We start from the raw sequence: 25,582 nt of genomic DNA, 5'->3' as shown, positions 1-25,582 counted from the left end.
GGAGAGCCCATGGCATCGCACATCGTTCATTTCATCGGACCGATCAACCATAATTCCGCGAGCGGCATCCGCAATAACTGCTTGCAGGCGCTGCAGAACGGTGCGACCGAGATCGAATTGCACATGTCCAGCGAGGGCGGCAACATGACCGCTGGCTTCGCGCTGTATTTCTTCCTGAAGTCGCTCCCGGTGCCGCTCACCACCCACAACATCGGCAGCGTGGAATCGGTAGCCGTGGTCATCTTCCTGGCCGGCTCGACGCGCTACGCCTGCCCCGGCACGCGCTTCCTGATCCACCCGCTGCACTGGGGCTTCGGCAGCCTGGTCGCGGCCGACCATTCGCGCGTGTCCGAGTGGCGCGACTGCCTCGATTTCGACGCCGAACGCTACGCCCGCATCTTCCTCGACGCCACCACGGCTGCCGGCTGCGCCACCGACATCCGCAGCAACCTGACGGGCAACGCCCGCATCTTCGACGCCGAAGAAGCGGTCAAGGCCGGTATCGTCCACGGGGCCGTGCAGGCAAAGCTACCGCCGGCAGGCGCGACTTGCCACTGGTGGAACTGAATGTAGCACGGCTTCCGCGACACCATGGCCCTGGCAGCTCCTGCCCGAACTGCATCAAGTCATCCCTTGTCAGCTCAACCATAATGCTTGTCGTGGCAACCACAAGCGTTATCGGCCGCACCATAAAGCCCCGCGTGACAGCCTGTCTGCGTGGCGCGCACGCATCTTCCAGGACACAGGAACCTTTACAAATTTGATGCCTGTAGGCATCATCAGAGAATCCCCCCCGGGTAAAACTTCGTCCTTTCAGCCCAGTCCCTATGGCAGCAGTCCTCCCCAACACGATCACCGGTGCGCCCCTGTCGGGCCTCGCGCGGGCGCTCGTGCAGGCCGGCCGGCTGAGTCCCGGACAGGCGGACGCGCTGCAAAAAAAGGCCGTCGCCGACAAGACCCCTTTCATCGATGCCCTGCTCGAGAGCGGCATCATCGAGCCTGGCGCCCTGGCCAGCTTCTGCGCCGAAACCTTCGGCTACCCGCTGCTCGACCTGTCGTGCTTCGCGCCCGACGCCATCCCCAGCGCCGCCATCGACGCCAAGCTGATGCAGGCGCAACGCGTCATCGCCCTGGCCAAGCGCGGCAACAAGATGTCGGTGGCGCTGTCCGACCCGACCAATATCCAGGCCCTGGACCAGATCAAGTTCCAGAGCGAGGCGTCGGTGGAGCCGGTGATCGTCGCCCACGACGTCCTGCTCAAGCTGCTCGACAAGCTGGCCAAGAGCGCCGAAGCGAGCCTGAACGAGCTGGTAGGCGACGACGCCGACATCGAATTCGCCGAAGAGGAAACGCAGCCGGTGGCGCCGCCCGACGCCAGCAACGACGTCGAGGATGCGCCGATCGTGCGCTTCCTGAACAAGATCCTGATGGACGCGGTGCAACTGGGCGCCTCGGACATCCATTTCGAGCCCTACGAGAAGTACTACCGCATCCGCATGCGCGTGGACGGGGTGCTGCGCGACCACGCCAACCCGCCGCTGTCGATCCGCGACAAGCTGGTCTCGCGCATCAAGGTGCTGGCCAAGCTCGACATCTCGGAAAAGCGCGTGCCGCAGGACGGCCGCATGCGCCTGATCGTCGGCCCGACCCGCACCATCGACCTGCGCGTCTCCACCCTGCCCACGCTGTTCGGCGAAAAGACGGTCATGCGTATCCTCGACGCCACCCAGGCGCAGATGGGCATCGACGCGCTCGGCTACGATCCCGAGCAGAAGGCGCTGCTGCTGGACGCGATCACGCGCCCCTATGGCATGGTGCTGGTCACCGGCCCGACCGGTTCGGGCAAGACCGTCTCGCTGTACACCTGCCTGAATTTGCTGAACAAGCCGGGCATCAACATCTCCACGGCCGAAGACCCGGCCGAAATCAACCTGCCCGGCGTGAACCAGGTCAACGTCAATGACAAGGCCGGCCTCACCTTCCCGGTGGCGCTGAAGTCGTTCCTGCGCCAGGACCCCGACATCATCATGGTCGGCGAGATCCGCGACCTGGAAACCGCCGACATCGCGATCAAGGCCGCCCAGACCGGCCACATGGTGTTCTCGACCCTGCACACCAACGACGCGCCCTCGACCCTGACGCGCCTGATGAACATGGGCGTGGCGCCCTTCAACATCGCTTCTTCGGTCATCCTGATCACGGCGCAGCGCCTGGCGCGCCGCCTGTGCACCTGCAAGCAGCCGCTCGAGACCTCGCGCGAGGTGCTGCTGGCGGCCGGCTACCGCGAAAGCGACCTGGAAGGCGGCTGGAAGCCCTACGGCCCGGTGGGCTGCGACCGCTGCCTCGGCTCCGGCTACAAGGGCCGCGTCGGCATCTACCAGATCATGCCGATCACCCCAAGCATCGAGGCCCTGATCCTCGCCCACGGCAATTCGATGCAGATCGCCGAGCAGGCCGAGAAGGAAGGCGTGAACTCGCTGCGCCGCTCCGGCCTGATGAAGGTAAAACAAGGACTCACCAGTCTCGAAGAAGTGCTCGGCTGCACCAACGAATAGGCGATTGGAACACTATGGCAACCTCCCTACAAACCCGGAACCGCGCGACAGCGCAGGTCAAGGAAGCGGTCTACGCCTGGGAAGGCAAGGACAAGACCGGCAAGACCGTGCGCGGCGAACTGCGCGCCGGCGGCGAGGCGATCGTCAACGTCACGCTGCGCCGCCAGGGCATCCTGGTCACCAAGGTCAAGAAGAAGGCCTACCGCAGCGGGCGCAAGATCACCGACAAGGACCTGACCCTCTTCACGCGCCAGTTGGCCACCATGATGAAGGCCGGCGTACCGCTGCTGCAGTCCTTCGACATCGTCGGCAAGGGCCACGCCAACCCGTCCATGTCGAAGCTGATCATGGACCTGCGCAACGACGTCGAGACCGGCACCAGCCTGAACAACGCCTTCCGCAAGTACCCGGTCTACTTCGACCCGCTGTTCTGCAACCTGGTGGGCGCCGGCGAACAGGCCGGCATCCTGGAAGACTTGCTGACGCGCCTGGCGATCTACAAGGAGAAGACGCTGGCGATCAAGAGCAAGATCAAGTCGGCCCTGATGTACCCGATCTCGATCATCGCGATCGCCTTCGTCGTCACGGCGGTCATCATGATCTGGGTGGTCCCCGCCTTCAAGGAAGTGTTCTCGACCTTCGGCGCCGACCTGCCCGCCCCGACCCTGATCGTGATGGGCATCTCGGACTTCGTCGTTGCCTGGTGGTGGCTGATCTTCGGCTCGATGTTCGCCGGCCTGTACTTCTTCTTCCAGGCCTGGAAGCGCTCGCGCAAGGTGCAGCAGGCGATGGACCGCATCCTGCTGCGCCTGCCGATCTTCGGCGCCGTGATTCGCAAGGCCACCATCGCGCGCTGGACCCGCACCCTGTCGACCATGTTCGCGGCCGGCGTGCCGCTGGTCGAGGCGCTCGATTCGGTCGGCGGCGCCTCCGGCAACGACGTCTACCTGGAAGCGACCAAGAAGATCCAGACCGAAGTCAGCACCGGCACCAGCCTGACGATCTCGATGCAGAACGCGAACGTGTTCCCCAACATGGTCATCCAGATGGTGCAGATCGGCGAGGAATCCGGCTCGCTCGACGCCATGCTGGGCAAGGTGGCCGACTTCTTCGAAGAGGAAGTGGATGAAGCCGTGGCCGCGCTGTCCTCGCTGATGGAGCCGCTGATCATGGTGATCCTGGGCGTCTTGATCGGCGGCCTGGTGATTGCGATGTACATGCCGATCTTCAAATTGGGCTCGGTGGTTTGATCCTTCCGACGCTCGGATCGGCCTGATCCTTTCCGGGCTGAGCCTGGCGGCATCGGCAGGAGACAGCGTGGGATAGCTCACGGCCATCCGGGCGACGAGCGCGGCGTGAGCGAGTAGAACAGCGTCCCCTCCCGGACCGCCACATTGTCGTAGCGATCCTTGCCGACATAGGGATTGGCCGGGTTGGCGGCCGAGATGCCTTGCGTCGCACGTGCCTCTGCCGCGCGATTCCTTCCGCAGCAGGGACCGCAGGCACCCTTGCTGCGCGGCGCGCCCTGCGGCTTGCCCGCCGCATGGGGCGTCGCTACGACACTGCCCGGCTCGGACTGCTGTCCGTGCACGGAACTGCTGCACATAGCGCAAAGGCGAGTGTGGTGCGACCGAACGGGGCGAGCATCATGGGACCATCCTCTTGTGCAGTATCCGTAGACTCGCTCCTGATCAGCTCACGGGACGGGAGTCGCCCTTTGCGCCTGGCCGGCATTGATGATCATGTCGAACTTGCCATCCTTGTTTGCTTCGAAAGCAAATTCGGCCCCATCGTTCAGGTTGAAAAAGGCAGTCTCGCTGGCCGGGAAAAATTCGCGCGTTTGCGCGCCGAACGGCGGGGCGGTGACGATCAGGCGATCTCCGCTGCTGGTTACGGCAATCTTCATCGGACCAATCTGATAGTTGCCGGCGTAGCGGGCCAGCGTCGCGGTGCTCACCGGCGCGACTGGCTTCTCGATCACACGCAAGTCCTTCCAGCCGTATTCGGCAGCAATGCTGCGCAGGATTTCCAGCGCAAGGGCGCCGCCGCCGTCGCTGTTGGTCATCACGACGGCGCCCTGGCCCGCATCGGTGAGGGCGTGCAGCATCGCCCGGTAACCCCGGTTGGCACCGCCATGCATGAACAAGCGCTCCCCGGCGACCTCGCGGACCTCGATGCCAAGACCAAAGTTGCCCTTCAAACGGGTCAGCATCTGGGTGGCCATTTCCTGTGAAATCAGCTTGTTCGACTTCCCGGCATTGGCCTGCTGCAGTTCGATCGCAAAGCGGGCAAGATCGGAGGGTGTCGTCCACAGGCCGGCAGCCGCTTGTTCCGGATGGGTATGCCACTTGCCATTGACCGGCTTGCCGTTGCCGTCGTGGCCAGTGGCCGCCGCACCGTGCAGGGCAAGTGGCAGGGGTTGCGCATAGGTGCTGTGTTTCATGCCCAGCGGCGCGAGCACGATGTCCGTCATGAGCGGGGCGAAGTCCTTGCCGGAGACGCTGGTCATGAGCAGCTGGGCGACGCTGAAGCCGCCGCCGGAGTAGCGCGATTGGCTGCCGGGTGGGAGATCGACACGCACCGGGGCGGAGTTGGCCGGCTTGGCGCCGTCCAGCAGCTGCGGCAGGGTCGGCACGGCCTCGCCTGCCGCGTAGCCGCGGAAGCCATGCACCGTGGCTCCGGCGCTGTGGTTGAGCAGCTTGCGCATGGTAACGGGGGACTCGGCAGTCTGCGCCCCGGCAGGCAACTTCCACCCGATCAGCTTGTGATTGACGTCCTCGTCCAGCGACAGCTTCCCCTGTTCCACTAGGTGGAGCGCCCCAAGCGCGGCAACAGGTTTGCTGATGGATGCGGCCTGGAACAGCGTCTCGGTGCCGACCGCGCGACTGCCGCCCGCTTCGACGACGCCGTATCCGCGCGCCCACTCGATCTTGCCGTGATTGATGACCGCTACGCTCACCCCTGGCACGTTCAAGGCCGCCATGCGCTGGGCGATGCTGGCTGTCGACACGGGGCGGCCCTGGATGGCGAACCGCAGCCTGAGTCCGTTCTCGACCCGCGCGATGCGTTCGTCGAGGGTGTCGTGAGCCCATGCAGGGGTGAATGAAGCGAAGAGTGCGGCAACGGCAGCGAGGCGGGTGCTGAAAGGGGACATGGGCTGGGCATTGAGAGTTTAAGCTGTTGCACTCTAGCATGTTGCAATGCCCGGAGAATGACTGTCTGTTATTTATTTACCATGCATACGAGATCCCGGATTCAGGGCGCGCCCGAACACCGCCCCTTGGAAAGCCAGGCCTCGGTTCCAGCCTGGACGTCGACTACCTCCGGCTACACCTGCCAGTGGCGCAGTAGTTTGCCTAGCCTGCAAGCTACTGCGCGACCTTGCCTGTTTCACCGGCACGGACGCCGGCGCTGCCCCCACTCCTACGCCACGCTGGAACGATAGCCAATCCGGAACCCACCCCAGTGCTTCCCATCGACATAGATGGGCGCCGACATGTCATGCATCACCTCGCCGGTATCGCGCTTGTAAGTCTGCAGCACAAAAGGCTTGGTGTTCGCGCCACAACGCGCCCCCGTGCGGTCATTGAAGATTCGCTTGGTACGGTTGTTGACGATATCGACGTCGTAATTGCCCGTCAGCGGCTTGGAAAACTTCTTGTTGTGGGTCGGGAAATAGCCGTTATTGTCCACCGCGCCGGCAAAGGCAAGCTGGGGCAGGCGCTCGAGCAGCGCCTCCTGGATGGGCGGCAAGACGCGGTCGGTGAAGGCATCGAACCTGGTGGTGTACTTGGGCGGGTTGGTATCCGGGATCGGTGTATAGCTGCGGTCGAACAGGTCTGCGCGGCTGATCTTGCCCGTCTTGATGGCATCGCTGAACAGCTGTCCGATCTGCGCCGCGGTTTCCTGGGCGGCCACGCGGATCGCATCGTGCGGCGTTTTAGCACTCGATTCCGACAATGCTCCGGCGATGTCTTCCGCCTTGCCCGCCAGGGCCATGGCCGATTCCGTTGCACGCGGCAGTTCCTTGTCGGTAGACAGCATGCTGTCGCGGATCTCAAGTAGCGCCTGACTGATGTCGCCAGTGGTCTGGACATGCATCCTCGCTTCCCTGGCGATCAGCTCGATCTGCCGTTCCGATTCGATCGACGACTGCTCGATATGGCTGAGCTGAGCATGGACCCGCTCGACGTTGGCAGTGGCCTCGTGCACCACGGAGGCCAGCGAACCCATGCCGTCGGCGGCTTTTTCGGCCTGCTCGTTGATGGACTTGACCATCGTACTGATTTCGTCGGTGGCGTCCTTGGTGCGCAAGGCCAACTGGCGCACTTCCCCTGCCACCACGGCGAAGCCGCGTCCATGTTCGCCTGCCCGCGCCGCTTCGATGGCGGCGTTCAGCGCCAACAGATTGGTGCGCGCAGAAATTTCAGTAATCACCTGGGTAAAGCCGGCAATCGCCCTGGATTTTCCCTGCAGCTCATTCATCAGGCCGGCCGCCTGCTGCGCCTCATGACGGGCGCTGCTGATGCGCACCAGGCCCTCGTCGACCTGGGCGCGGCCAGCCACGCTCTCGCTGCGCATCCCGGCGGCGATCGCCAGCGCACGTTCGGCGTGGTCGGCGATCTCGATCGTGCCATGCGCGACACGCTGCGCATCCTGAACCACCCTGCTGGCGGTCTCGACGTCTTTCTCGATTTTCTTCTTCACCGAATCGACGAAGTAAGATGTCTCCGCCGCGCCGATCATGATGTCGTCGATCGATTGACTGACCACGTCGGCAAAGCCGTTTCGGTCGGCTTTTGCGCCACCGGCGCTCACGACAGCCCCCAGCGTCACGCTGCCCGTGAACAGCGCGCCGCTGACTGGCCCCAGCAGGCCTGGCATCACGGTTTCCACCAGCCAGACCAGTGCCGTGGACAGACCCACTCCGGCGCCGCCCGCTGCCAGGCGCCGCCCTGTCATTGTCCTCAGAACGTTCATCGTCTCCCCTATTGTTTTTTATTACTAGGGGTTACCGTACAGCAAAAGGCTTACGCCAACCATTCATTTTGAGCGAAGTGTGCCTTATATGGGACAGTGAATTGGCTGCCATATCGAATGCGCAATCCTGTGTTCGGGAGAGTCGCATGACGGCTCGTATCGGCGTCATATTGCGCCGAACACCGCCCCTGCCCCATCCAGGATGCGCCGCACCGCCGGATGCCGTTCCCGCCGCTCCACCGACACCGCATAGAAGTGCTCGACGATGCTGTCGATGGTGCCGATCGCTTCGAGCCCGTTCTCGGCCCGCACGATCTCGCTCAGCACCGTCGGCACGACGATGAAGCCGGTGCCGGCGCGGGCAAAGGACTTCAGCAGCGCGCCATCGTCGAATTCGCCCACCGTGATCGGGCGCAGGTCGTTGGTTTCGAACCAGCTCTTCAGCTGGCTATGGATGGCAGCGTCCTGCCCCGGCAGCAGGAAGGGGGCATTCTTCAAGCGCTGCGGGAATTCGCCGGGCCAGGCGCGGCACAGGTCAGGATGCCCCACCACCGTCAGCGTGCTCGATCCCAGCAGGCGCGTGTAGCCGCGCACCGCGCCCCCGGTCGGCAAACCCTGGTCGGAGATGACGAGGTCGAGCTTGTGCGCGGTCAGGTCGAGCACCAGGTCGTCGAAGCGCCCTTCCCTGCAGATCAGGCGCATCGCCAGGCCGGCCTCGCGTGCCGGCTGCAGCAGGCGGAAGGCCATGGTCTTGGCGATCACGTCGCAGATGCCGACCCGCAGGGTTTCCTCGCCCGTGAAGACGCCGCGCCGCACCGCCTGTTCCAGCTCGTTGCCGAGATTGAAAATCTGCTCGGTATAGCGCAGCACGGTCTTGCCCGCCTCGGTGAGTTCCAGTACCCGCCCCTTCTTCTGGAACAGTGCTTCGCCCAGCTGCTCCTCCAGCACCTGCAGCTGCATGCTGATCGCCTGGGCCGTCACGTGCAGCTGCGCGGCCGCACGCGCCACCGTGCCGTGCGTGGCGACCGCATGGAAGTAATGTAGGTGCTTGTAGTTGATCATGGCGGCGAAACCTCAATAAAACTTACTCTTTACGAAAGATTAATCGATTTTACTTTAGTTTTGCGCGCTCCTATAGTGATCTCACTTTCATTCAACGAGGTCGCCATGCACACATACACCGCCAATAGTCCCGAAGCAGTCAGCCGCATCCTGGCCCTGACCATGATCGTCGACGGCCATCTGAGCCCGTCCGAGGTCCAGGCCATGCACCATTCCACCTACCTGGAGCAGGTCGACATCGACGACGACACCTTCGACCGCACGCTGCGCGACCTGTGCGAAGACTTGCTCGATGCCGCGGCCAACCGCCACGCCGGCATGGTCGAGATCGATCCACGGCTGATGGACGCCCTGCTGGTGGAGATCCGCGATCCGCTGCTGCAGATCCGCGTGTGGCGGACCATGGTCGACATCGTCCACGCAGACGGCCATCTCGACGGCCGCGAAGCGACCCTGGTGCGGCGTGCGGCCCGGGCCTGGTTCGGCCGGGCGGAAGCCGAGGATTCCTTCACCACGGCGGCCCTGGCCACCTGAGGCCAGGCGCCATTTACCGTTAAGCGGAGGACGTCATGGACATGCTCACTGCAATGTGGCTCGGCACGCCGGCCTGGACCTGGCTGGTATTCCTCACGATCGTGGTCGCCCTGCTGGCCTTCGACCTCGGCGTGCTGAACAAGAAGGACCACGTCATCGGGGTCAAGGAAAGCCTGAAGCTGTCGGCGCTGTACCTGACCGCCGGCCTGGCCTTCGGACTGTGGGTCTGGTTCGAACTCGGCAGCGAGAAGGGATTGCACTTCTATACCGGCTTCCTGATCGAGAAGAGCCTGTCGCTGGACAACATCTTCGTCATTTCGCTGATCTTCGCGACACTGGCGATTCCGCCGGCCTACCAGCACCGGGTACTGTTCTGGGGCATCCTCGGCGTCATCGTCACGCGCGGGATCATGATCGGCGCCGGCTCGGCGCTGGTGAGCAACTACTACTGGACGCTGTACATCTTCGGCGCCATCCTGGTGATCACCGGCATCCGCATGCTGTTCGTGTCGACGAGCGGCGAGGACATCCGCGACAGCGCCCTGCTCGCCTGGCTCAAGCGCCGCATGCGCGTCACCGAGAGCTGCCACGGCAACGCCTTCCTGGTGCGCCGGCCCGATCCGGCACGCCCCGGCAAGACGCTGCTGTTCGCCACGCCGCTGTTCCTGGCGCTGTGCATGGTCGAACTGACCGACGTGGTGTTCGCGGTCGACAGCGTGCCGGCGATCTTCGCCATCACCAGCGATCCCTTCGTCGTCTACACCTCGAACATTTTCGCGGTGCTGGGCCTGCGTGCGCTGTATTTCGCGCTGGCCGCCATGATGGCGCGCTTTACCTACCTGAAGTACTCGCTGGCGGTCGTGCTGGTGTTCATCGGTTCCAAGATCTTCCTGGGCGACTTCGTCTTCGACGGCAAGGTTCCCGCCGGACTGTCGCTGTCGGTGACGGCGCTGCTGATCCTGTCCGGTGTGGCCTACTCGCTGTGGCGCACCCGCGGCAATGCGCAGGCGCCGATCTGAGCGCCTGCCGAAACTCTGCCGACATATAATCCGGCCGCGGGCACGCCTCGGCGGCGCCCTCAGCGCCGCCGACTCGTCCGGGGGCCGGATGTTTCGCTCGTCTTACGCAAGTACGAAGGAGGCGCAAGCATGACAGTATTCATGTTTCTGCTCGGACTGGTCCTGCTCGTCGCCGGCGCCGAGCTCATGGTGCGCGGTGCCTCGCGGCTCGCACTCTCGATCGGCATTTCGCCCCTCGTGGTCGGGCTTACCGTAGTCGCCTTCGGCACCAGTGCGCCGGAACTCGCGGTCAGCCTGCAGTCGGCCGTCTCCGGCCGCGCCGACCTAGCACTGGGCAATGTCGTAGGCAGCAACATCTGCAATATCCTGCTCATCCTCGGCGCCTCCGCCCTGATCGCGCCGCTGGTGGTGGCGCGCCAGGTGGTACGCCAGGAAGTGCCGGTGATGATCGGGGCCACGGTGCTGATGTTCGCGCTGGCGGCCGACGGCAACGTGGGCCGCGCCGAGGGCTTGCTGCTGCTGGGCCTGCTGCTTGCCTACACCGTGTTCCTGATCCGCCAGTCGCGGCGCCAGCACGGCGGCGGCGACACGGGCCTGCCCGGCGACGGCGCCGCCTCCAGCGGCTGGGACCGCCACCCCGCGGTGCAACTCTTGCTCATCGGCGCCGGTCTCGGCCTGCTGGTACTGGGCGCGACCTGGCTGGTGGATGCGGCGGTGAGCTTCGCGCAGTATCTTGGCGTCAGCGAACTGGTCATCGGCCTGACCATTGTCGCGGTCGGCACGTCCTTCCCCGAGGCCGCCACGTCGATCATCGCGGCGCTGCGCGGACAGCGCGATATCGCAGTCGGCAACGCTATCGGAAGCAATGTTTTCAACATCCTCGGGGTCCTTGGCGCATCCTCGGCGGCGAGTGCGACGGGAATCACGGTCGCGCCTTCCATGCTCGCCTTCGACCTGCCCTTGATGCTCGCGGTGGCGTTTGCCTGCGTGCCGATCTTCTTTACGGGAAACCTGATCGCCCGCTGGGAGGGGGCGCTGTTCCTGGGGCTGTATGCGGCCTACATGGGCTACGTCCTGCTGGCGGCCCAGCAGCACGACGCACTGCGCTCCTATACCGCCGTCATGGTCGCGGCGCTGCCCCTGGTCGCCCTGACGCTGGCGGTCGTCGCCTGGCGCGAATGGCGCTTGCGCAGGCATGGCGCGGCGATCGACCATCGGCATTGACGGAGGCGCGACATGGTCCAGGCCACAACTCAGGCAGCGCAGGCAGCATCGGAGGCAGCATGGATCCGCTGGATCTGGCTGCTGCCGCTTGCACTGCTGCCGGCCGTGGCCAGCCTTCCCGGTGAACCCACGAGCTGGTCCTGGTCCTGGGTGGATGCGCTGGACGTGCGCCTGGGCTTCGCCGCCGACGGCCTGGCACGCCTGTTCCTGCTGCTGGTGTGCGTGGTCGGTACGGCGGTGCTGGCCTATACGCCCGGCTACCTGCACGGCCACGCCCGGCTCGGCCAGCTGATGGGCTTGCTGGTCGCCTTCATGCTGGCCATGGCCGGGGCGATCCTGGCCGACGACCTGTTCCTGCTCCTGCTGTTCTGGGAAGCTACCAGCGTGCTGTCCTTCCTGCTGGTGGGCTTCGGGCACGACAGCCAGGACAGCCGCGACAGCGCGCGCCAGGCGCTGCTGGTGACCGGCGCCGGCGGCCTCGCGCTGCTGGCCGGCTTCGTCCTGATACTGATTGCCGCCCCCGGCCTGCGCCTGTCGGACCTGGCCCGGCTCGATCCCGCCGTGCTCGCCGACCCGCGCTTCCAGGCGGGCGCAATGCTGGTGCTGGCCGGCGCCATGACCAAGTCTGCCCAGTTCCCCTTCCATTTCTGGCTGCCCGGCGCGATGGCGGCGCCGACGCCGGTCTCGGCTTTCCTGCACTCGGCCACCATGGTCAACCTCGGCGTCTACGTCATGGCCCGCTTCGACGAAGCGATGGGCGCGGTGCCGTGGTGGGAAGGGGCGCTGCTCTCGATCGGCACGCTCACTGCGCTGTGGGGCGCCGTGCAGGCCCCGCGCGAGCGCGACCTGAAGCGCATCCTGGCCTGGTCCACCGTTTCGGCGCTGGGCACGCTCACCGTGCTGATCGGCCTGCCGAACGAACTGAGTGCGCTGGCCTTCACCGCCTTCCTGCTGGCCCATGCGCTGTACAAGGCGCCACTGTTTTTCGTGGCCGGCAACATCGACCACGCCACCGGCACCCGCCAGATCGACCAGTTGGGCGGGCTGCGCCGCGCCATGCCCGTCACCGCCCTGGCGGCCCTGCTGGCCGGCATCTCGATGGCGGGGCTGCCGGCCACCATCGGCTTCGTCGCCAAGGACAGCATCAAGGCCGCCAGCGAGCTGAGCGACGTCATCTGGGTAGTCGAAGGCGTCAGCCTGCTGGTGAGCACGGTCGGCATGGCTGTCGCCAGCGTGGCGGTGCTGCGCATCTTCTTCGGCCGCGTGCAGCATCCCGAGGGACATGTGCCGCACGAGGGCACCTGGCGCCTCACGCTGCCGCCGCTGGCGCTGGCCGGACTCGGCATCGTGCTGGGGCTGTTTCCTTCGCTGGCCGAACCGCTGGTGGCGGATGCCGCACGCATGATCTCCCCGGCCCTGGAGCGCGCCGACGCGGCCCTCGAACCGCAATGGCTGCTGCGCCTCGAAAGCTTCGCCGTCGTCTGGGGAATCGGGCTTGTCGTGTATGCGGGATGGAACCGCCTGCACCGCCTGCTCGAGCGCATGCGCTTCCTCGACCGCGCCGGCCCCGAGGCCGCCTTCGTCGCTTCCCTGCACGGCATCAGGCAGGTCGCCGGCGTGCTGGGGCGCAGGCTCCAGACCGGCCGCCTGAGCCGCTACCTGGGCATCACGGCGGCGGCCACGATCGCGCTCTGCGCACCCTGGGTATTCGCATTGCGCCTCCCGGCGCCGGCGCCGCTCGCGCCGGACGGCGCCGGCGTCCTGCTGGGATGCCTCACCGCAGCCCTCGGCGCACTGCTGGCGGCGCGCGCACGCGATACGCTCCAGTGCCTGCTCGGCGCCGGTGGGGTCGGCGCCGGCAGCGCCATGGTGTTCCTGTTCCGCGGCGCGCCCGACCTGGCCCTGACCCAGCTGGCCGTGGAAAGCGTGTTCGTGGTGGTCGCCGCGGTCGCGCTGCGCCGCCACCGCCAGCGCCTTGGCAGCGCGGGCAGGCGACCGGCCAGGGCCTGGCGGGCCGGCACCGCCCTCGCATTCGGCCTGCTGCTCGGCGCCGCGCTGCTGGCGCTGTCCGGCCGGCCTTTCGACAGCGCGATGTCCGACTACTTCCTGGCACACAGCGTGCCGCAAGCCCACGGACACAACGTGGTCAATGTCATCCTCGTCGACTTTCGTGCGCTCGACACGCTCGGTGAGATCGCGGTGGTCATGCTGGCGGCGCTGGCGGCCTGGCCGCTGGCGCGTCGCCTGCGCACCAGAAAGGAACAACCATGAACACCGAGCGCTCCATCGTCCTGGAAAACGCCGTATCGCTCCTCTACTGGGTCATGCTGGGAGCGGCCCTGTTGCTGCTGCTGCGCGGCCACAACGCGCCGGGAGGCGGCTTCATCGCGGCCCTGGTGGCGGTGGCTGCGACCGCCGCCCGGGCGCTGGTGTACGGCACGGCCGCAGCGCGCGCCCGGATGCCGCTCGGGCCGCTGGGCCTGAGCGCGCTGGGACTGGCGCTGGCGGCTGCCAGCGGCCTGCCGGCGCTCTTCCAGGAACAAGCCTTCCTCACCCATTGGTGGGGCGAGCTGGCAGCCGGGCCGCTGGCGCTCGAGCTTTCCACCGTGCTGCTGTTCGACATCGGGGTGGCGCTGTGCGTGTGGGGCGCGCTGGGCGGCTTCTGCGTGCGCCTGCTGGAGGCGATGCGATGATCGAGTGGGCAATCGCGGCATGCGTGACGGTGGTGGCAGCGTCGGGCCTGTACCTGGCCTGCTCGCGCGATCTGGTGTCGATCGCGGTGGGCATCATGCTGCTCGGTTCGGCGGTCAACCTGTTCGTGTTCGCGGCCGGTCGCCTGGGGACGGCCGCGCCGCCGCTGATCGCCGCCGGTGCGACCGGGCCGGCCGCGGCGCTGGCCAATCCGGTACCGCAAGCCCTGGTGCTGACGGCAGTCGTGATCGGTTTCGCCCTTGCCTGCTTTGGCGTCGCCCTGGCGCTGGCGCTGGGTGCGCGCGACGGCGAGACCGATGCCGACGCGCTCGGACACGCCGAACCCGCGCCGCGCGCCGACGGCGCCCCGGGAGAACTGCCGTGAACGGCGCCCTGGCCAGCGCGCCGGTGCTGGTGCCGCTGCTCACGGCGGCGCTGACGCTAGCACTGGCGCGGCGGCCGCGGCGCCAGCGGGCGGCCAGCATGGCCGGGGCGCTGCTGCTCCTGCTGTGCTGCGCCCTGTTGCTGCAGGGCGCCGTCAGCGGCGTGGTGCTGGAGACGCGCTTCGGCGGCTGGCTGGCGCCGTTCGCGATCGCCTTCCGCATCGACCGCGCCGCCGCCCTGATGCTGACCGTCAATGCCGTGCTGGCCCTGGCCGCGCTGGCCTATCCGGGCCGCGGCGGCGCCCTCGGCACGCCGCTCGGGCTTCCGCTGGCGCACGGCCTGCTTGCCGGGGCCGGCGGCGCCTACGCCACCGCCGACCTGTTCAACCTGTATGTGTGGTTCGAAGTGATGCTGATCGCCGCGCTCGGCCTGGTCGTGGCCGGACGCCGGCCGGCGCAGCTGGACGCGGGCCTGAAGTACCTGGTGCTCAACCTGTTCGGCACGGTCCTGCTGCTGGCCGCGGTCGCCGGCCTGTACGGCCTGACCGGGCAGCTGAACTATGCGGCGCTGGGAAGCGCGCTGGCCGGCCGCGGCGACGACCCGCTCGCCTTGCTGCTGGGCGCGCTGCTGCTGGTCGCGCTCCTGATCAAGACCGGCGCCTTCCCCTTCATGTTCTGGCTGCCGGCCGCCTATCCGGTGCTGTCGCCGCCGGTCCAGGCGCTGTTCACCGCACTGAGCACCAAGGTCGGGGCGTACGCGCTGCTGCGGGTGCTGCACGAAATACTGCCGGACGCCACGCCGGCCTATGCAACAGGACTGGGCTGGATCGCTGCCGCCACGATGTTAGCCGGCGTGATGGGTGCCGTGTATCACTACGACATGCGCCGCATCCTGGCTTTCCACAGCGTCAGCCAGATGGGCTACATCCTGCTGGCGGCAGCGCTGGGCGGGGCGGCCGGCATCGCGGCGGCCCTGTTCTTCAGCATCCACCATATCCTGGTGAAGGCCAACCTGTACCTGGTCGCAGGCCTGATCGCGCGCCGCGCCGGCCACTTCGACCTGCGCCGTATCGGCGGACTGGCGCGCCGCGATCCGGCGCTCGCGATCCTGTTCGGGCTGAGCGCGGCTGCGCTGGTGGGTTTTCCTCCGCTGTCCGGCTTCTGGGCCAAGCTGCTCGTCCTGCGCGAAGGCTTCGGCCAGGAGCGCTACCTGTGGATGGCGCTGGCGCTGTTCACGAGCGGCCTGACCCTGCTGTCGATGGCCAAGATCTGGATCGAAGCATTCTGGAAACCGGCCCCGGTGTCGGCTGCCATGACGCCGGACGCCGCGATCCCGGGGCCGCATCCAGCAGGAGCCTGGGTCGCCTGCGGCGCGCTGGCCCTGTTGGCCCTCGCCATGGGCCTGATGCCCGGTCCGCTGATCGGATTCCTGGACACGGCCGCTGCCGCGATGGCGGCGCCGGCCGCCGGGAAGGCGCCATGAAGCGCTTCGCCGCCGCCGTCCTGCTGCTGTGGCGCCTGATCGTCGGCGTCGTGCACGCAGGCCTGCACATCTCGTGGCGCACCCTGCACCGGCCACGCGCCTTCGCGCCTGGCTTCGCCGAGTACCGCTTCGCCCCGATGGGATCAGGGGCGACCACCGTGCTTGCCTGCCTGATCAGCCTGACGCCCGGAACCACGGCGGTCGATGTCGACGCTGCAGGCGGATGCATACGCCTGCACCTGCTCGACGGCGACGCAGGCGACAACGCCCTGCGGGAAATCCGTGCCCATTTCGAAGACCCGTTGCGGGTCCTGTTCAACAAGGAGGAAGCAGCATGACGATCTTGGCCGAACTATTTCTCGGGGCGGCGCTGCTACTGGTGCTGGAAGCCTTCCGGCGCCTTCCCGGGGCGGCGAGCCGGCTGGTGGCGGTGGACCTGCTCAGTGCCTGCGGCGTGGCCGGCTGCCTCCTCGCCGCCGCGCGCACCGGCCACACGGCCTTCCTCGACGTGGCGCTCGGCTTTGCCCTGATCGCCTTCCTCGCGACCGTCTGCTGGGCCCAGGCCTTGCGGGAAGGCGTGCCAGGAAAGGACACGCCATGACCGTGCTCGGATGGGCGCTGGTCATCCTCGGCGCGGCGCTGCTCGCGGTGGCGGCGCTCGGCCTGCTGCGGCTCCCCGACGCGCTGTCGCGCCAGCACGCCGCCACCAAGGCGGCCACCCTGGCCCTGGGCGTGATGCTGGCCGGACTCGCCGTGCTGCAGCCCTCGTTCGCCTGGTGGATCAGGATCGGCCTGCTGGTGCTGCTGTTGGTCCTGACCGTCCCGGTGGCTTCGCATGCGCTGGCGCGCGCCGCAGCCTCGCGGCCCGACGCCTAGCCGGGCGAAGACGTTCACCTATCCGGGCACAACCGGGTGCGGCAAGCGCCCGGCGCCATCTTCTCGTTCTAACCGGTTGACTCCGTTCCAAGCCTCAGCCATACTCGATCCGGAATGCTAGCGCTATCATTTAGTGATATATGAATGGTAGCGACTGGTTTCGGCGCGCCAGACGCCTGACTTATAACGATAACCGAGACATCATGAGCAATCCGCGAACGATACCTTCACGGCTGGGAGCAATCGAAAAGCTCGGCTACAGCCTCGGCGACCTTGCCGCCAACCTGATCTTCCAGACCCTGCTGACCTTCATCGCCTTCTTCTACACGGACGTGTACAAGGTTCCCCCCAGCACGGCAGCTTCCATCATCTTCATCGGCGGTATCGTCGGCGCCTGCTTCAATCCCATCATGGGCCTGCTGGCGGACCGCACCCACACGCGCTGGGGCAAGTTCCGTCCCTGGATCCTGTGGACCTCGATTCCCTTCGGGCTCACCGCGCTGCTGGCATTCAGCACGCCCGATCTCGGGCAGCAGGGCAAGGTCATCTATGCGCTGCTGACCTATATCCTCCTGATGCTGGTCTACTCGGCCAACAACCTGCCCTACTCGGCCCTGAGCGGTGTCCTGACCGGCAGCATGGCGGAGCGCAACAGCCTGTCGGCCTACCGCTTCACCGCCGTGATGGTCGCCCAGTTCATCATCCAGGTCCTGCTGCTGCCGCTGGTGCTGATCGCGGGCGGCGGGGACAAGGCACTCGGCTTCCAGAACGTGATGACCGTGTTCGCGATCGTCGGCACCGTCTTCTTCCTCATCACCTTCTTCACCACCCGCGAGCGGGTGGTTCCGGCGCCGACGCAGCGCTCCAGCATCCGCCAGGATATCGTCGACCTGCTGGGCAACCGGCCCTGGGTCGTGATGCTGGTCCTGACGATCCTGGTGTTCATCACGCTCGCCCTGAAAGGCGGCACCTATGTCTACTACTTCAACTCCTACCTGAGCGAAGCCCACCTCGCGGCTTTTCTCGAGAACATCGGCTTCAATGCCTTCATCGCCGGACTGAACGCGGTGCTGGCCAGCGTCGGCCTGACGGCCTTCCACTGGCCGAAGGACGCCGCCACCTCGGGCTTCAGCGTCTTCAATGCCGTCGGCATCATCATGATGATCATCGGGATCGGCTTCTCCAAGCCGCTGGCGGACCGCTTCGGCAAGCGCGACGTGTTCGGCGCCGCGCTGCTGGTCTCGACCATCTTCATGCTGGCCCTGTACTTCTTCCCGCCCGAGTCCATCGGCCCGGTCTTCCTGAGCCAGCTGCTGCACGGCTTCTTCTACGGCATCACGATTCCCCTGCTGTGGGCCATGATCGCCGACGTCGCCGACTACTCGGAATGGAAGAACAACCGGCGCGCCACCGCCCTGCTGTTCTCGGCGATGATCTTCGGCCTCAAGGCAGGCCTGAGCATCGGCGGCGCCCTGGTGGCGGCCCTGCTGTCGCACTACGGCTATGACGCTTCGCTGCCGGCCCAGGCGCCCGAGACGGCGAACGGGATCCTGCTGTCGGTCAGCGTGTGGGCATCGATTCCCTTCCTGCTCGGCGTCGCCATCCTCGGGCTGTACGACATCCGGAAGAACGTCGAGCTGCAGATCGAGCGCGAACTCGGCGAGCGCCGCACGTCCGCCCAGCATTGATCCATCCTTCAACGACAAGCCAGGTCCAACATATATGTCCGAAATCATCGACACAGAGCGCGTACGGGAACTGAAGGCGCGCGCCATCTCCGCTCCGCTCGTCACGCACATCTATACCGCCGACCCGTCGGCCCATGTCTTCGACGGCAGGATCTACATCTATCCCTCGCATGACATCGAAGCCGGCATTCCTTTCAACGACAACGGCGACCATTTCGCGATGGAGGACTACCACGTCCTCTCGCTCGACCATCCCGGCGCCGAGGCCGTCGACCATGGTGTCGCCCTCCACGTCAAGGATGTACCCTGGGCGGAGCGCCAGATGTGGGCGCCGGATGCCGCCTGCAAGGACGGCAAGTACTACCTGTATTTCCCGGCCAAGCGCCCGGACGGCATCTTCCAGATCGGCGTGGCGGTCGGCGAGCACCCCGCCGGCCCCTTCGTGCCCGAACCGAAGCCGATCGAAGGCAGCTATTCGATCGACCCCGCCGTGTTCGAGGACAGCGACGGCGCCTTCTACATGGTTTTCGGCGGCATCTGGGGCGGGCAGCTGCAGAAGTACCGCGACAACGTGTATGACGCAGGGAACGAAGAGCCGGCCCCGGACCAGGAAGCACTGGCGCCGCGCGTCGCACGCTTGAGCACCGACATGACGCAGTTCGCCGAAGCGCCGCGCGCGGTCGTCATCCTCGACGAAGACGGCAAGCCCCTGCTCGCCGGCGACCACGAGCGCCGTTACTTCGAGGCGCCCTGGCTGCACCGGCACGACGGCAAATACTATTTCTCGTATTCGACGGGCGATACCCACCTGCTCTGCTATGCGGTGGGCGACAGTCCCTACGGTCCCTTTACCTACCGCGGGAAAATCATGACCCCGGTGATCGGCTGGACCACGCACCACTCGATCTGCGAATTCGAGGGCCGCAGCTACCTGTTCTACCACGACAGCAGCCTGTCGGAGGGCGTGACCCACCTGCGCAGCGTGAAGGTCACCGAGCTGCACTACGACGACCAGGGGAATATCCTCACGATCTCGCCCTACGGCGAACGCTAGCCGGCTTCGTTTCTCCCTCAAACCGCCAGACCGTCGTACCGGCGCAGGCCGGTGCCGCGGTCTTGCCGGCAGTGCGTCGTTTCCGGGATCGCTTTTCAGGGGTGAATATGAGTCTTGCCAGTCCATTGTCGGCGTTGTTCGGCATGTCCCCGGTCGCATGGGCCATGCTGGCCGTTTTCGTTTCGGTCGTCTTCCTGACCGTCATCATCGCCTGGGGCAAGGTGCAGCCCCTGATCGCTTTCGTCCTCACTTCGCTGCTGGCAGCCTTCCTGCTCGGGATGCCGATCGCGACAATCCCGAAGGCCATCGAGAAAGGCATCGGGGACCTGCTGGGCTCACTGACCATCATCATCTGCATCGGCGCCGTGTTCGGCAAGCTGATCGCCGAAAGCGGGGCCGCGCAACGCATCGCCGGCTACCTGATCGGCGTGTTCGGCGAACGGCGCATGGCGATCGCCTTGATGATCACCGGTTTCGTGGCCGGCATCCCGCTGTACTACAACGTCGGTTTCGTGCTGTTGATCCCGCTGGTGTTCTCGCTGGTATACCAGACCGGCCGTCCGGCCGTCGCGCTGGCCATCCCGCTGGTGTGCGGCCTGTCGGTCGCGCACGGCTTCCTGCCGCCGCACCCGTCGCCCACCGCCCTGGCCGGGCAGTTCGGCGCCGATATCGGCCGCACCCTGCTGCTGGGCATGGTGGTGGCGATCCCGACCCTGGTCATCGCCGGGCCGCTGTTCGCCCGCACGCTCAGGAACATCAAGAGCCGGCCCGGCGCCCTGTTCAAGCCGGAGCTCAAGCCCGAGAGCGAGCTGCCGGGCGCCTTCAACAGCTTCATCACCGCGCTGCTGCCGGTCTGGCTCCTGGGCGGCTTCACCGTCTTGCTGCTGTACCCGAGCGCGAACCAGGACCTCAACACCATCGTCAACTTTTTCGCCAATCCGCTGATCATCATGCTGGTGGCCTATGCGCTGGCAGTGCTGACCCTGGGCCTAGGCCGCGGCCACAAGCTGTCGTCGGTGATGGGCGGCGCCGGCGAGGCGCTGCGCGACGTCGCGCCCATCCTGCTGGTCATTGCCGGCGCCGGCGCGCTCAAGCAGGTGCTGGTCGAGAGCGGCGTGAGCGCCGAGCTGGGACGCAGCCTGTCGACGCTGCCCGTTCCCCCCCTGGTCCTGGGCTGGCTGATTGCGCTGATCCTGCGCATCTGCCTGGGATCGGCCACCGTGGCAGGGCTGACGGCGGCGGGCATCGTCGCGCCGCTGGTGGCGTCCACCGGGACCGACGCCGGCCTGATGGTGCTGGCGGTCGGCGCGGGAAGCCTGATGTGCAGCCACGTCAACGACTCCGGCTTCTGGATGTTCAAGGAGTACATGGGCCTGTCGCTCAAGGACACCTTCAGGTCCTGGACCCTGATGGAGACCCTGGTCGGGCTGTTCGGCCTGCTGTTCGTGATGATTCTGTCGGTGTTCATCTGACTTCCTGGCGCCGCCCGAGGTCTGGGCTCCAGTCAACGCGCTCATCATGGTCGAGTGCCGCCTGTCGTGACATTAGGTGATTTTTCGGCCTGGGCAACCAGCTATGCTCGGGCGAGCGGCAGCGTTTCTCTCCGCGGGGTGTGCCAGCACTGACGGCCGCGTATGTGGTATCGCTCGTGTTCTGCGCAGGGTGGCACGCAATGCGACAGTAGCCGAACACATCACTTCGAACCGGCAGCACGACCGGGCAACCCAAACGCAACATGACAATTCATGAAAAAGGTCTTTTGGATACCTATGGTTCTTGTGCTCGCGCTTACAGCTTATCTTGCCTTTTGGCCGGTGCCAATTCAGCCAGTGGCCTGGCAGGCACCTAAATCCGATGGCTTGACTGGCGCCTATGCCGAGAACAGCAAATTGGCAAACCCGGCGACTATTGATCTGGACGGTGGGGTCGGCCCGGAGAGTGTGACGTTGGCACCTGACGGCAAGCTCTACATGGGCCTCCTTGGTGGCAACATCCTGCGGTTTGCAGCGCTTGGCGGCACTCCGGAAACCTTCGTGAACACCGGAGGCAGGCCATTAGGGCTGGCCGTGGACGCGCAAGGAAACCTGATCGTCGCAGATGCCTTCAAAGGATTATTGTCCATTGCACCCGACGGCAAGCAGACTATGTTGCTCCGCGCCGGCGCCGATGCAGAAATCTCGTTTCCGAATTCAGTCACCGTGGGCACGAGTGGCAAAATTTATATCACCGATTCGTCCAGGCGCTTTCCCGCCGCGCATTGGGGCTCGACAAACGACGCCGCAATGCTTGAGGTTTTCGAGCAGTCGGCAAGTGGCCGGGTGATGGAATACGATCCGCGGACAAAGCACGTCCGCGTTGTCGCGGACAGCTTGAGCCTCCCGAACGGCATTGTACTCAGCGGTGACGAGACGCAGTTGCTGGTGAGCGAGAGTGGTCGGTATCGGATATGGCAGATCGCGGCGTCTGCCGATCGGCTCGACCTGTCCAAGCCGTCCGAGTCGGCACGTGTGCTGCTGGATAATCTTCCGGCCTATCCGGACAATCTTTCACGTGGCTTGAATGGGCGGATTTGGCTGGGTCTGGCCGGACAGCGTAATGTACTGGACCAGATGGCTGACCGTCCCTTCCTGCGCCGGATGATTCTTCGAATCCCACGCTTCATGTGGTCGATGCCTAAACCATTCGGACATGTCCTTGCGTTCACCGAGGATGGCACAGTGGTGGCTGATCTGCAGGACCCAACAGGCCAGTCACCGACCACCACCGGCGCTACCGAAACAGCCGATCGTTTGTACATCCATAACGTCGATGGCAAGCGTCTGGACTGGTTGCCACGCCGGCGTTTCGAAGCCGGCTTGAAGCCTTAGCTAACGAGGTCGCCTCGTTGCGCAAGCAAAGACTGCCATGCGGCCCGGCAGCCTTGCCTGATCGCTTGCTGATCGGGTTGCATTGGCTGCCGGCGGTGTTGCGGCCTCCATCGGGTGATGGAGGCCGCGCACATCAGAACTTCATGCGCAGGCCCACCGAGAAGGTACGGCCCGGCTTGTAGCTGGTGAAGGTCGCGTTCGAGAACTGGAAGTAGGTGCGGCGCACGGTATCGGTCGCGTTCACCACGTCGAAGGTCACGGTCGGCAGGCCGTCGCGGTCCAGCACCTTCTCCAGGTCGAGCTGGGACGAGAAGTCCAGCTGCTTGAAGTCGTCGCTGTACAGGGCGGCCGCCGCGATGCCGTTCTGGTTCAGGCCCGAGACCTGGCTGCCTTGCGAGTAGGTGTGCGACAGGCGCGCCATGAAGCCCCGGTTCTCGTAATAGACCTGGAAGTTGTTGCTCTTCTTCGGCACGCCCAGCGCGACGAAGCCCTGGGTGCCCTCGCCGGTCGCCTTCTGGTCGATCAGGGTCAGGGTTTCGGAGAAGCCGAAGCCGCGCCACGGCAGCAGCTTGTCGAGCGGCTGGACCCAGCCCAGCTCCAGGCCCTTGATCTTCAGTTCGCCGCCGGCGTTGCGCTGCGAGGTCATGACCACGTTGGCGCTACCGGGGCCGCCGCGGGCATCGAGCGCCTGCTGCTGGGTCGGGGTCAGGCTGTCGTAGGTGACGCCGTACTGCGCCAGGGCGCCGAAGGGCAAGGTGTTGTTCTGGTTCACCGTGAAGCCGTTCAGCTTTTTCTGGAACACCGTCGCCGACACATAGCCTTCGCGGCCGGTGTACCACTCGACGCCGAAGTCCAGGTTATCCGAGATGTACGGGGCGAGGTTCGGCGCCCCCAGGCTGCCGATGTCGGCCGACGGGTTCGAGAAGTTGACGCCCGGGCGCAGGGCTTCCGGGTTGGCGCGGGTCATCGAACGCGAGGCCGAGGCACGCAGCACCACGTTCTTCGCCAGGTCGAGCGCGGCGCTGGCAGACGGCAGCGTGTTGCTGTATTCCTTGTCGACGTAGACCCACTGGTTCATGTTCGGGAACGGGGTGGCGCCGGCCGGCAAGCTGGCATTGCGCGGATCGGCCACCGAGTTGTAGGCGCCGACGCTCTGCTCGGTGCGCACGTAGCGCACGCCGGCGTTGTAGCGCAGCTGGAAGCCGGCCAGCTGGGCGATGCCGTCGGTCTGCAGGAACACGCCCTTGGTCTTCTCCTGGATGAAGCCGGTGGCGGCGCCGGTATTGGCCGCGCCGGTGATCGGCGCCTGGTCCAGCAACTGCTGGTAGTTGGTGTCGCCAGCGAAGCGCTGCCAGTCGACTTCGATCAGGCCGTTCGGACCGCGGCGCAGGTACTCGCCGACGCGCGAGCCGATCGTGCCTGCGCCCTGGCACCCGGCCACGCCGCCGCAGATCAGGTTCTGCCACGCGGTCGAGTTATCGCGCGCGGTGATGCGGCGCAGGATGTCGTCGTAGGCGAAGCCGCCCTTCAGGCTGAACTCGCGGTCGCCCCAGGTGAGGTCGGTGCGCAAGCCCCTGGTGCTGGTCTCGCGCAGTTCCTGCTGCAGGTTGACGCGTGCGCCGTTGGCGGTGTCGAGCCGGTAGTTGGCCGGGTTGCTGATGTCCATCGAGCTGGCGATGCTCGGCACCGGGCCGTTGGTGAAGGTCACCGTATTACCGGCGTTGACCGCCGTGACCGGCAGTACGGTCGGCGACTCGCGCGAGAATTCCGACTTCGTATAGTTCAGCTGGGCGTTGAGCTTGAGGCGCTCGCCGATGTCCCACTCCATGCCCGGGTTGATGCCCTTCAGGCGCACCTTCTCCATGTAGGGGCGGTATTCGGCGAAGAACTGGGCATTCGCGAAGGTGCCGCTTTCGACCACGCAGCCGCTGGCGCAGTCGGTGCGGTCGACCTTCATGTTCAGCGGGATGATGGCGCCGTTGCGCCCGATCCAGTTGGTGTCGATGCGCTGCAGGTCGTTGTCCTTCTCGCTGTACATCGTATCGATGTAGAAGTGCAGGCCGGCGCTCGGACGGAACTCCCCCGACAGGATCGCGGTGACCTTGTCCTTGTCGCCGTACTGCGCCATCTGGCGGCCCAGGCGCGGGATCAGGGCATTGTCGATCTGCTGGATGCTCAGGCCCGGATTGCGCTGCAACAGGAAGGCCTGGTCAATGGCGGCGCCCGGGGTCAGGCCGTTGCCGGCATTGCTCGGGACGGTGGCCGGGATGGTCCAGTTGCCGCCGCCGGTATTGTTGCGGGTCGGGCTGCTGCTCTGGGCCGCGGTCAGGTTCGGGTTGGTCAGGCCGATGGTCTCGTAGCCGGTGGCATGCACCTTCGACTTGTTCCAGGCGACGCCGCCCAGGATGCCCCAGGTATTGTCGAAGGTCTTGCTGGCCAGGACCGAGCCGCGGTTGCCCCACTTGCCGGCGACCTGGTTGCGGGTGCCGCCCAGGTTGGCGGAGACATAGCTGCCCTTGCGGTCGAAGGGGCGCGCGCTGCGCATATCGACCACCCCGGCGGCGCCGCCTTCGAGCAGCGAGGCCGACGGGCTCTTGCTGACGGTGAGCTTGGTGAACAGGTCGGTCGGCAGCAGGTCAAGGTCGACCTCGCGGTTGGTGTTCTGGCTGTCGGTGCTGCCGGTGGAGGCCACGGCGATCGGGGCGCCGTTCAGCAGGACCTTGGTGAAGCTGGTGCCGAGGCCGCGGATCTGGATGTTGACGCCCTCACCCGTGATCTCGCGCGACACCTGCACGCCCGGGATGCGGTTCAGCGATTCGGCGATGTTCGTGTCGGGGAATTTGCCGAGGTCTTCTGCGAAGATCGAATCCTGGAAGCCGGTGGCTTCGCGCTTGTCACGGGCCGAGGTTTCCAGGCTGCCACGGTAGCCGGTCACCTGCACGGTCTGGATCGAACCCTGTCCGACCGGTGGCGTCGCCTCCTGCGCGTACGCTGCCGAGACCAGCCCGGCGAGGACCGTCAGTTGAAGAATGCGGCCGCCGGAATGTCCGGGGCGCAGGAACGTACTGCCTCGCTGCTGGTGCATGCTGATCTCCTGTGTATTTTTATGTCACTTTGCGGTATCGCTTCCAACACTCCGACAACACGAATGTTATCGCAATCATTT

22 protein-coding genes are annotated in these 25,582 nt (G+C 65.9%); 17 read left to right on the top strand and 5 right to left on the bottom strand.

Annotated elements, in window-relative coordinates; genetic code table 11:
* Nucleotides 1–9 precede the first annotated feature (9 nt).
* The 3 genes from MA09_RS11370 (at nucleotide 10) to MA09_RS11360 (ending at nucleotide 3,805) form a co-directional block, all read left to right on the top strand.
* Nucleotides 10–567, top strand: coding sequence for an ATP-dependent Clp protease proteolytic subunit (locus tag MA09_RS11370; protein WP_036248320.1), 558 nt, complete (start codon nucleotides 10–12; stop codon nucleotides 565–567).
* A gap of 260 nt (nucleotides 568–827) precedes the next feature.
* Complete coding sequence (gene pilB / locus MA09_RS11365) at nucleotides 828–2,555, top strand: type IV-A pilus assembly ATPase PilB (RefSeq protein WP_036248318.1); 1,728 nt, start codon at nucleotides 828–830, stop codon at nucleotides 2,553–2,555.
* Nucleotides 2,556–2,569: 14 nt separating this feature from the next.
* Nucleotides 2,570–3,805: a type II secretion system F family protein gene (locus MA09_RS11360; RefSeq protein ID WP_036248315.1), complete on the top strand. Its 1,236-nt coding sequence runs from the start codon at nucleotides 2,570–2,572 to the stop codon at nucleotides 3,803–3,805.
* A gap of 77 nt (nucleotides 3,806–3,882) precedes the next feature.
* Here MA09_RS11360 and MA09_RS24580 read toward each other — a convergent pair whose 3' ends face one another.
* The 4 genes from MA09_RS24580 to MA09_RS11345 form a co-directional block, all read right to left on the bottom strand.
* Nucleotides 3,883–4,146: a hypothetical protein gene (locus MA09_RS24580; RefSeq protein ID WP_152594626.1), complete on the bottom strand. Its 264-nt coding sequence runs from the start codon at nucleotides 4,144–4,146 to the stop codon at nucleotides 3,883–3,885.
* Between the two features lie 105 nt (nucleotides 4,147–4,251).
* On the bottom strand, nucleotides 4,252–5,709 hold the full coding sequence (locus tag MA09_RS11355) for a serine hydrolase (RefSeq protein WP_051933381.1): 1,458 nt from the start codon (nucleotides 5,707–5,709) through the stop codon (nucleotides 4,252–4,254).
* A gap of 269 nt (nucleotides 5,710–5,978) precedes the next feature.
* On the bottom strand, nucleotides 5,979–7,535 hold the full coding sequence (locus MA09_RS11350) for a methyl-accepting chemotaxis protein (protein WP_051933380.1): 1,557 nt from the start codon (nucleotides 7,533–7,535) through the stop codon (nucleotides 5,979–5,981).
* 165 nt (nucleotides 7,536–7,700) lie between these two features.
* On the bottom strand, nucleotides 7,701–8,597 hold the full coding sequence (locus MA09_RS11345; RefSeq protein ID WP_036248313.1) for a LysR family transcriptional regulator: 897 nt from the start codon (nucleotides 8,595–8,597) through the stop codon (nucleotides 7,701–7,703).
* A gap of 105 nt (nucleotides 8,598–8,702) precedes the next feature.
* Between MA09_RS11345 and MA09_RS11340 the strand changes: the two genes are divergently transcribed.
* The 14 genes from MA09_RS11340 (at nucleotide 8,703) to MA09_RS11275 (ending at nucleotide 22,416) form a co-directional block, all read left to right on the top strand.
* On the top strand, nucleotides 8,703–9,131 hold the full coding sequence (locus tag MA09_RS11340; protein WP_036248311.1) for a TerB family tellurite resistance protein: 429 nt from the start codon (nucleotides 8,703–8,705) through the stop codon (nucleotides 9,129–9,131).
* Nucleotides 9,132–9,166: 35 nt separating this feature from the next.
* Nucleotides 9,167–10,150: a TerC family protein gene (locus tag MA09_RS11335; protein WP_036248309.1), complete on the top strand. Its 984-nt coding sequence runs from the start codon at nucleotides 9,167–9,169 to the stop codon at nucleotides 10,148–10,150.
* Nucleotides 10,151–10,279: 129 nt separating this feature from the next.
* Nucleotides 10,280–11,374, top strand: coding sequence for a calcium/sodium antiporter (locus MA09_RS11330; protein ID WP_036248306.1), 1,095 nt, complete (start codon nucleotides 10,280–10,282; stop codon nucleotides 11,372–11,374).
* A gap of 12 nt (nucleotides 11,375–11,386) precedes the next feature.
* Nucleotides 11,387–13,645, top strand: a complete 2,259-nt coding sequence (gene mbhE, locus MA09_RS11325) for a hydrogen gas-evolving membrane-bound hydrogenase subunit E (RefSeq protein ID WP_051933379.1) — start codon at nucleotides 11,387–11,389, stop codon at nucleotides 13,643–13,645.
* Complete coding sequence (locus MA09_RS11320) at nucleotides 13,642–14,067, top strand: MnhB domain-containing protein (RefSeq protein WP_036248303.1); 426 nt, start codon at nucleotides 13,642–13,644, stop codon at nucleotides 14,065–14,067. The genes mbhE and MA09_RS11320 overlap by 4 nt, the downstream gene beginning before the upstream one ends.
* Nucleotides 14,064–14,450, top strand: coding sequence for a sodium:proton antiporter (locus MA09_RS11315; RefSeq protein ID WP_051933378.1), 387 nt, complete (start codon nucleotides 14,064–14,066; stop codon nucleotides 14,448–14,450). The genes MA09_RS11320 and MA09_RS11315 overlap by 4 nt, the downstream gene beginning before the upstream one ends.
* Complete coding sequence (locus MA09_RS11310) at nucleotides 14,447–15,931, top strand: complex I subunit 5 family protein (RefSeq protein WP_036248300.1); 1,485 nt, start codon at nucleotides 14,447–14,449, stop codon at nucleotides 15,929–15,931. The genes MA09_RS11315 and MA09_RS11310 overlap by 4 nt, the downstream gene beginning before the upstream one ends.
* On the top strand, nucleotides 15,928–16,269 hold the full coding sequence (locus tag MA09_RS23685; protein WP_051933377.1) for a Na+/H+ antiporter subunit E: 342 nt from the start codon (nucleotides 15,928–15,930) through the stop codon (nucleotides 16,267–16,269). Before MA09_RS11310 ends, MA09_RS23685 begins: the two co-directional genes overlap by 4 nt.
* A complete protein-coding gene (locus MA09_RS11300; protein ID WP_036248297.1) occupies nucleotides 16,266–16,532 on the top strand; it encodes a monovalent cation/H+ antiporter complex subunit F in 267 nt (88 codons plus the stop codon). Before MA09_RS23685 ends, MA09_RS11300 begins: the two co-directional genes overlap by 4 nt.
* Nucleotides 16,529–16,807, top strand: a complete 279-nt coding sequence (locus tag MA09_RS11295) for a monovalent cation/H(+) antiporter subunit G (RefSeq protein WP_051933376.1) — start codon at nucleotides 16,529–16,531, stop codon at nucleotides 16,805–16,807. Before MA09_RS11300 ends, MA09_RS11295 begins: the two co-directional genes overlap by 4 nt.
* A gap of 203 nt (nucleotides 16,808–17,010) precedes the next feature.
* Nucleotides 17,011–18,495 carry an MFS transporter gene (locus MA09_RS11290; RefSeq protein WP_036248295.1) on the top strand — a complete coding sequence of 495 codons (1,485 nt, stop codon included), beginning with the start codon at nucleotides 17,011–17,013 and terminating at the stop codon, nucleotides 18,493–18,495.
* Nucleotides 18,496–18,529: 34 nt separating this feature from the next.
* Nucleotides 18,530–19,549: a glycoside hydrolase family 43 protein gene (locus tag MA09_RS11285; RefSeq protein WP_036248292.1), complete on the top strand. Its 1,020-nt coding sequence runs from the start codon at nucleotides 18,530–18,532 to the stop codon at nucleotides 19,547–19,549.
* A 143-nt stretch (nucleotides 19,550–19,692) separates the two neighbouring features.
* Entirely contained in the window at nucleotides 19,693–21,021 is a 1,329-nt protein-coding gene (locus MA09_RS11280; protein WP_036248576.1) for a GntP family permease, read from the top strand.
* A gap of 273 nt (nucleotides 21,022–21,294) precedes the next feature.
* Nucleotides 21,295–22,416, top strand: coding sequence for an SMP-30/gluconolactonase/LRE family protein (locus MA09_RS11275; protein ID WP_036248290.1), 1,122 nt, complete (start codon nucleotides 21,295–21,297; stop codon nucleotides 22,414–22,416).
* 133 nt (nucleotides 22,417–22,549) lie between these two features.
* Here the strand turns inward: MA09_RS11275 and MA09_RS11270 are convergent, their stop codons facing one another.
* A complete protein-coding gene (locus MA09_RS11270) occupies nucleotides 22,550–25,501 on the bottom strand; it encodes a TonB-dependent receptor (RefSeq protein WP_051933375.1) in 2,952 nt (983 codons plus the stop codon).
* Nucleotides 25,502–25,582: the final 81 nt, after the last annotated feature.

The sequence above is a fragment of the Massilia sp. BSC265 genome, assembly GCF_000740675.1.
Taxonomy (GTDB): Bacteria; Pseudomonadota; Gammaproteobacteria; order Burkholderiales; family Burkholderiaceae_D; genus Telluria.
This window is presented reverse-complemented; position numbering and strand designations above follow the sequence as displayed.

Excerpts from the sequence above, each read along its gene's own strand:
- MA09_RS11360 (WP_036248315.1), top strand. The coding sequence starts at position 2,570 with ATGGCAACCTCCCTACAAACCCGGAACCGCGCGACAGCGCAGGTCAAG.
- MA09_RS11270 (WP_051933375.1), bottom strand. The coding sequence starts at position 25,501 with ATGCACCAGCAGCGAGGCAGTACGTTCCTGCGCCCCGGACATTCCGGC.
- MA09_RS11330 (WP_036248306.1), top strand. The coding sequence starts at position 10,280 with ATGACAGTATTCATGTTTCTGCTCGGACTGGTCCTGCTCGTCGCCGGC.
- MA09_RS11350 (WP_051933380.1), bottom strand. The coding sequence starts at position 7,535 with ATGAACGTTCTGAGGACAATGACAGGGCGGCGCCTGGCAGCGGGCGGC.
- MA09_RS11295 (WP_051933376.1), top strand. The coding sequence starts at position 16,529 with ATGACCGTGCTCGGATGGGCGCTGGTCATCCTCGGCGCGGCGCTGCTC.
- mbhE (WP_051933379.1), top strand. The coding sequence starts at position 11,387 with ATGGTCCAGGCCACAACTCAGGCAGCGCAGGCAGCATCGGAGGCAGCA.
- pilB (WP_036248318.1), top strand. The coding sequence starts at position 828 with ATGGCAGCAGTCCTCCCCAACACGATCACCGGTGCGCCCCTGTCGGGC.
- MA09_RS11300 (WP_036248297.1), top strand. The coding sequence starts at position 16,266 with ATGACGATCTTGGCCGAACTATTTCTCGGGGCGGCGCTGCTACTGGTG.
- MA09_RS11320 (WP_036248303.1), top strand. The coding sequence starts at position 13,642 with ATGAACACCGAGCGCTCCATCGTCCTGGAAAACGCCGTATCGCTCCTC.
- MA09_RS11345 (WP_036248313.1), bottom strand. The coding sequence starts at position 8,597 with ATGATCAACTACAAGCACCTACATTACTTCCATGCGGTCGCCACGCAC.
- MA09_RS11285 (WP_036248292.1), top strand. The coding sequence starts at position 18,530 with ATGTCCGAAATCATCGACACAGAGCGCGTACGGGAACTGAAGGCGCGC.
- MA09_RS11355 (WP_051933381.1), bottom strand. The coding sequence starts at position 5,709 with ATGTCCCCTTTCAGCACCCGCCTCGCTGCCGTTGCCGCACTCTTCGCT.
- MA09_RS11370 (WP_036248320.1), top strand. The coding sequence starts at position 10 with ATGGCATCGCACATCGTTCATTTCATCGGACCGATCAACCATAATTCC.
- MA09_RS11315 (WP_051933378.1), top strand. The coding sequence starts at position 14,064 with ATGATCGAGTGGGCAATCGCGGCATGCGTGACGGTGGTGGCAGCGTCG.
- MA09_RS11290 (WP_036248295.1), top strand. The coding sequence starts at position 17,011 with ATGAGCAATCCGCGAACGATACCTTCACGGCTGGGAGCAATCGAAAAG.
- MA09_RS11275 (WP_036248290.1), top strand. The coding sequence starts at position 21,295 with ATGAAAAAGGTCTTTTGGATACCTATGGTTCTTGTGCTCGCGCTTACA.
- MA09_RS23685 (WP_051933377.1), top strand. The coding sequence starts at position 15,928 with ATGAAGCGCTTCGCCGCCGCCGTCCTGCTGCTGTGGCGCCTGATCGTC.
- MA09_RS11280 (WP_036248576.1), top strand. The coding sequence starts at position 19,693 with ATGTCCCCGGTCGCATGGGCCATGCTGGCCGTTTTCGTTTCGGTCGTC.
- MA09_RS11340 (WP_036248311.1), top strand. The coding sequence starts at position 8,703 with ATGCACACATACACCGCCAATAGTCCCGAAGCAGTCAGCCGCATCCTG.
- MA09_RS11335 (WP_036248309.1), top strand. The coding sequence starts at position 9,167 with ATGGACATGCTCACTGCAATGTGGCTCGGCACGCCGGCCTGGACCTGG.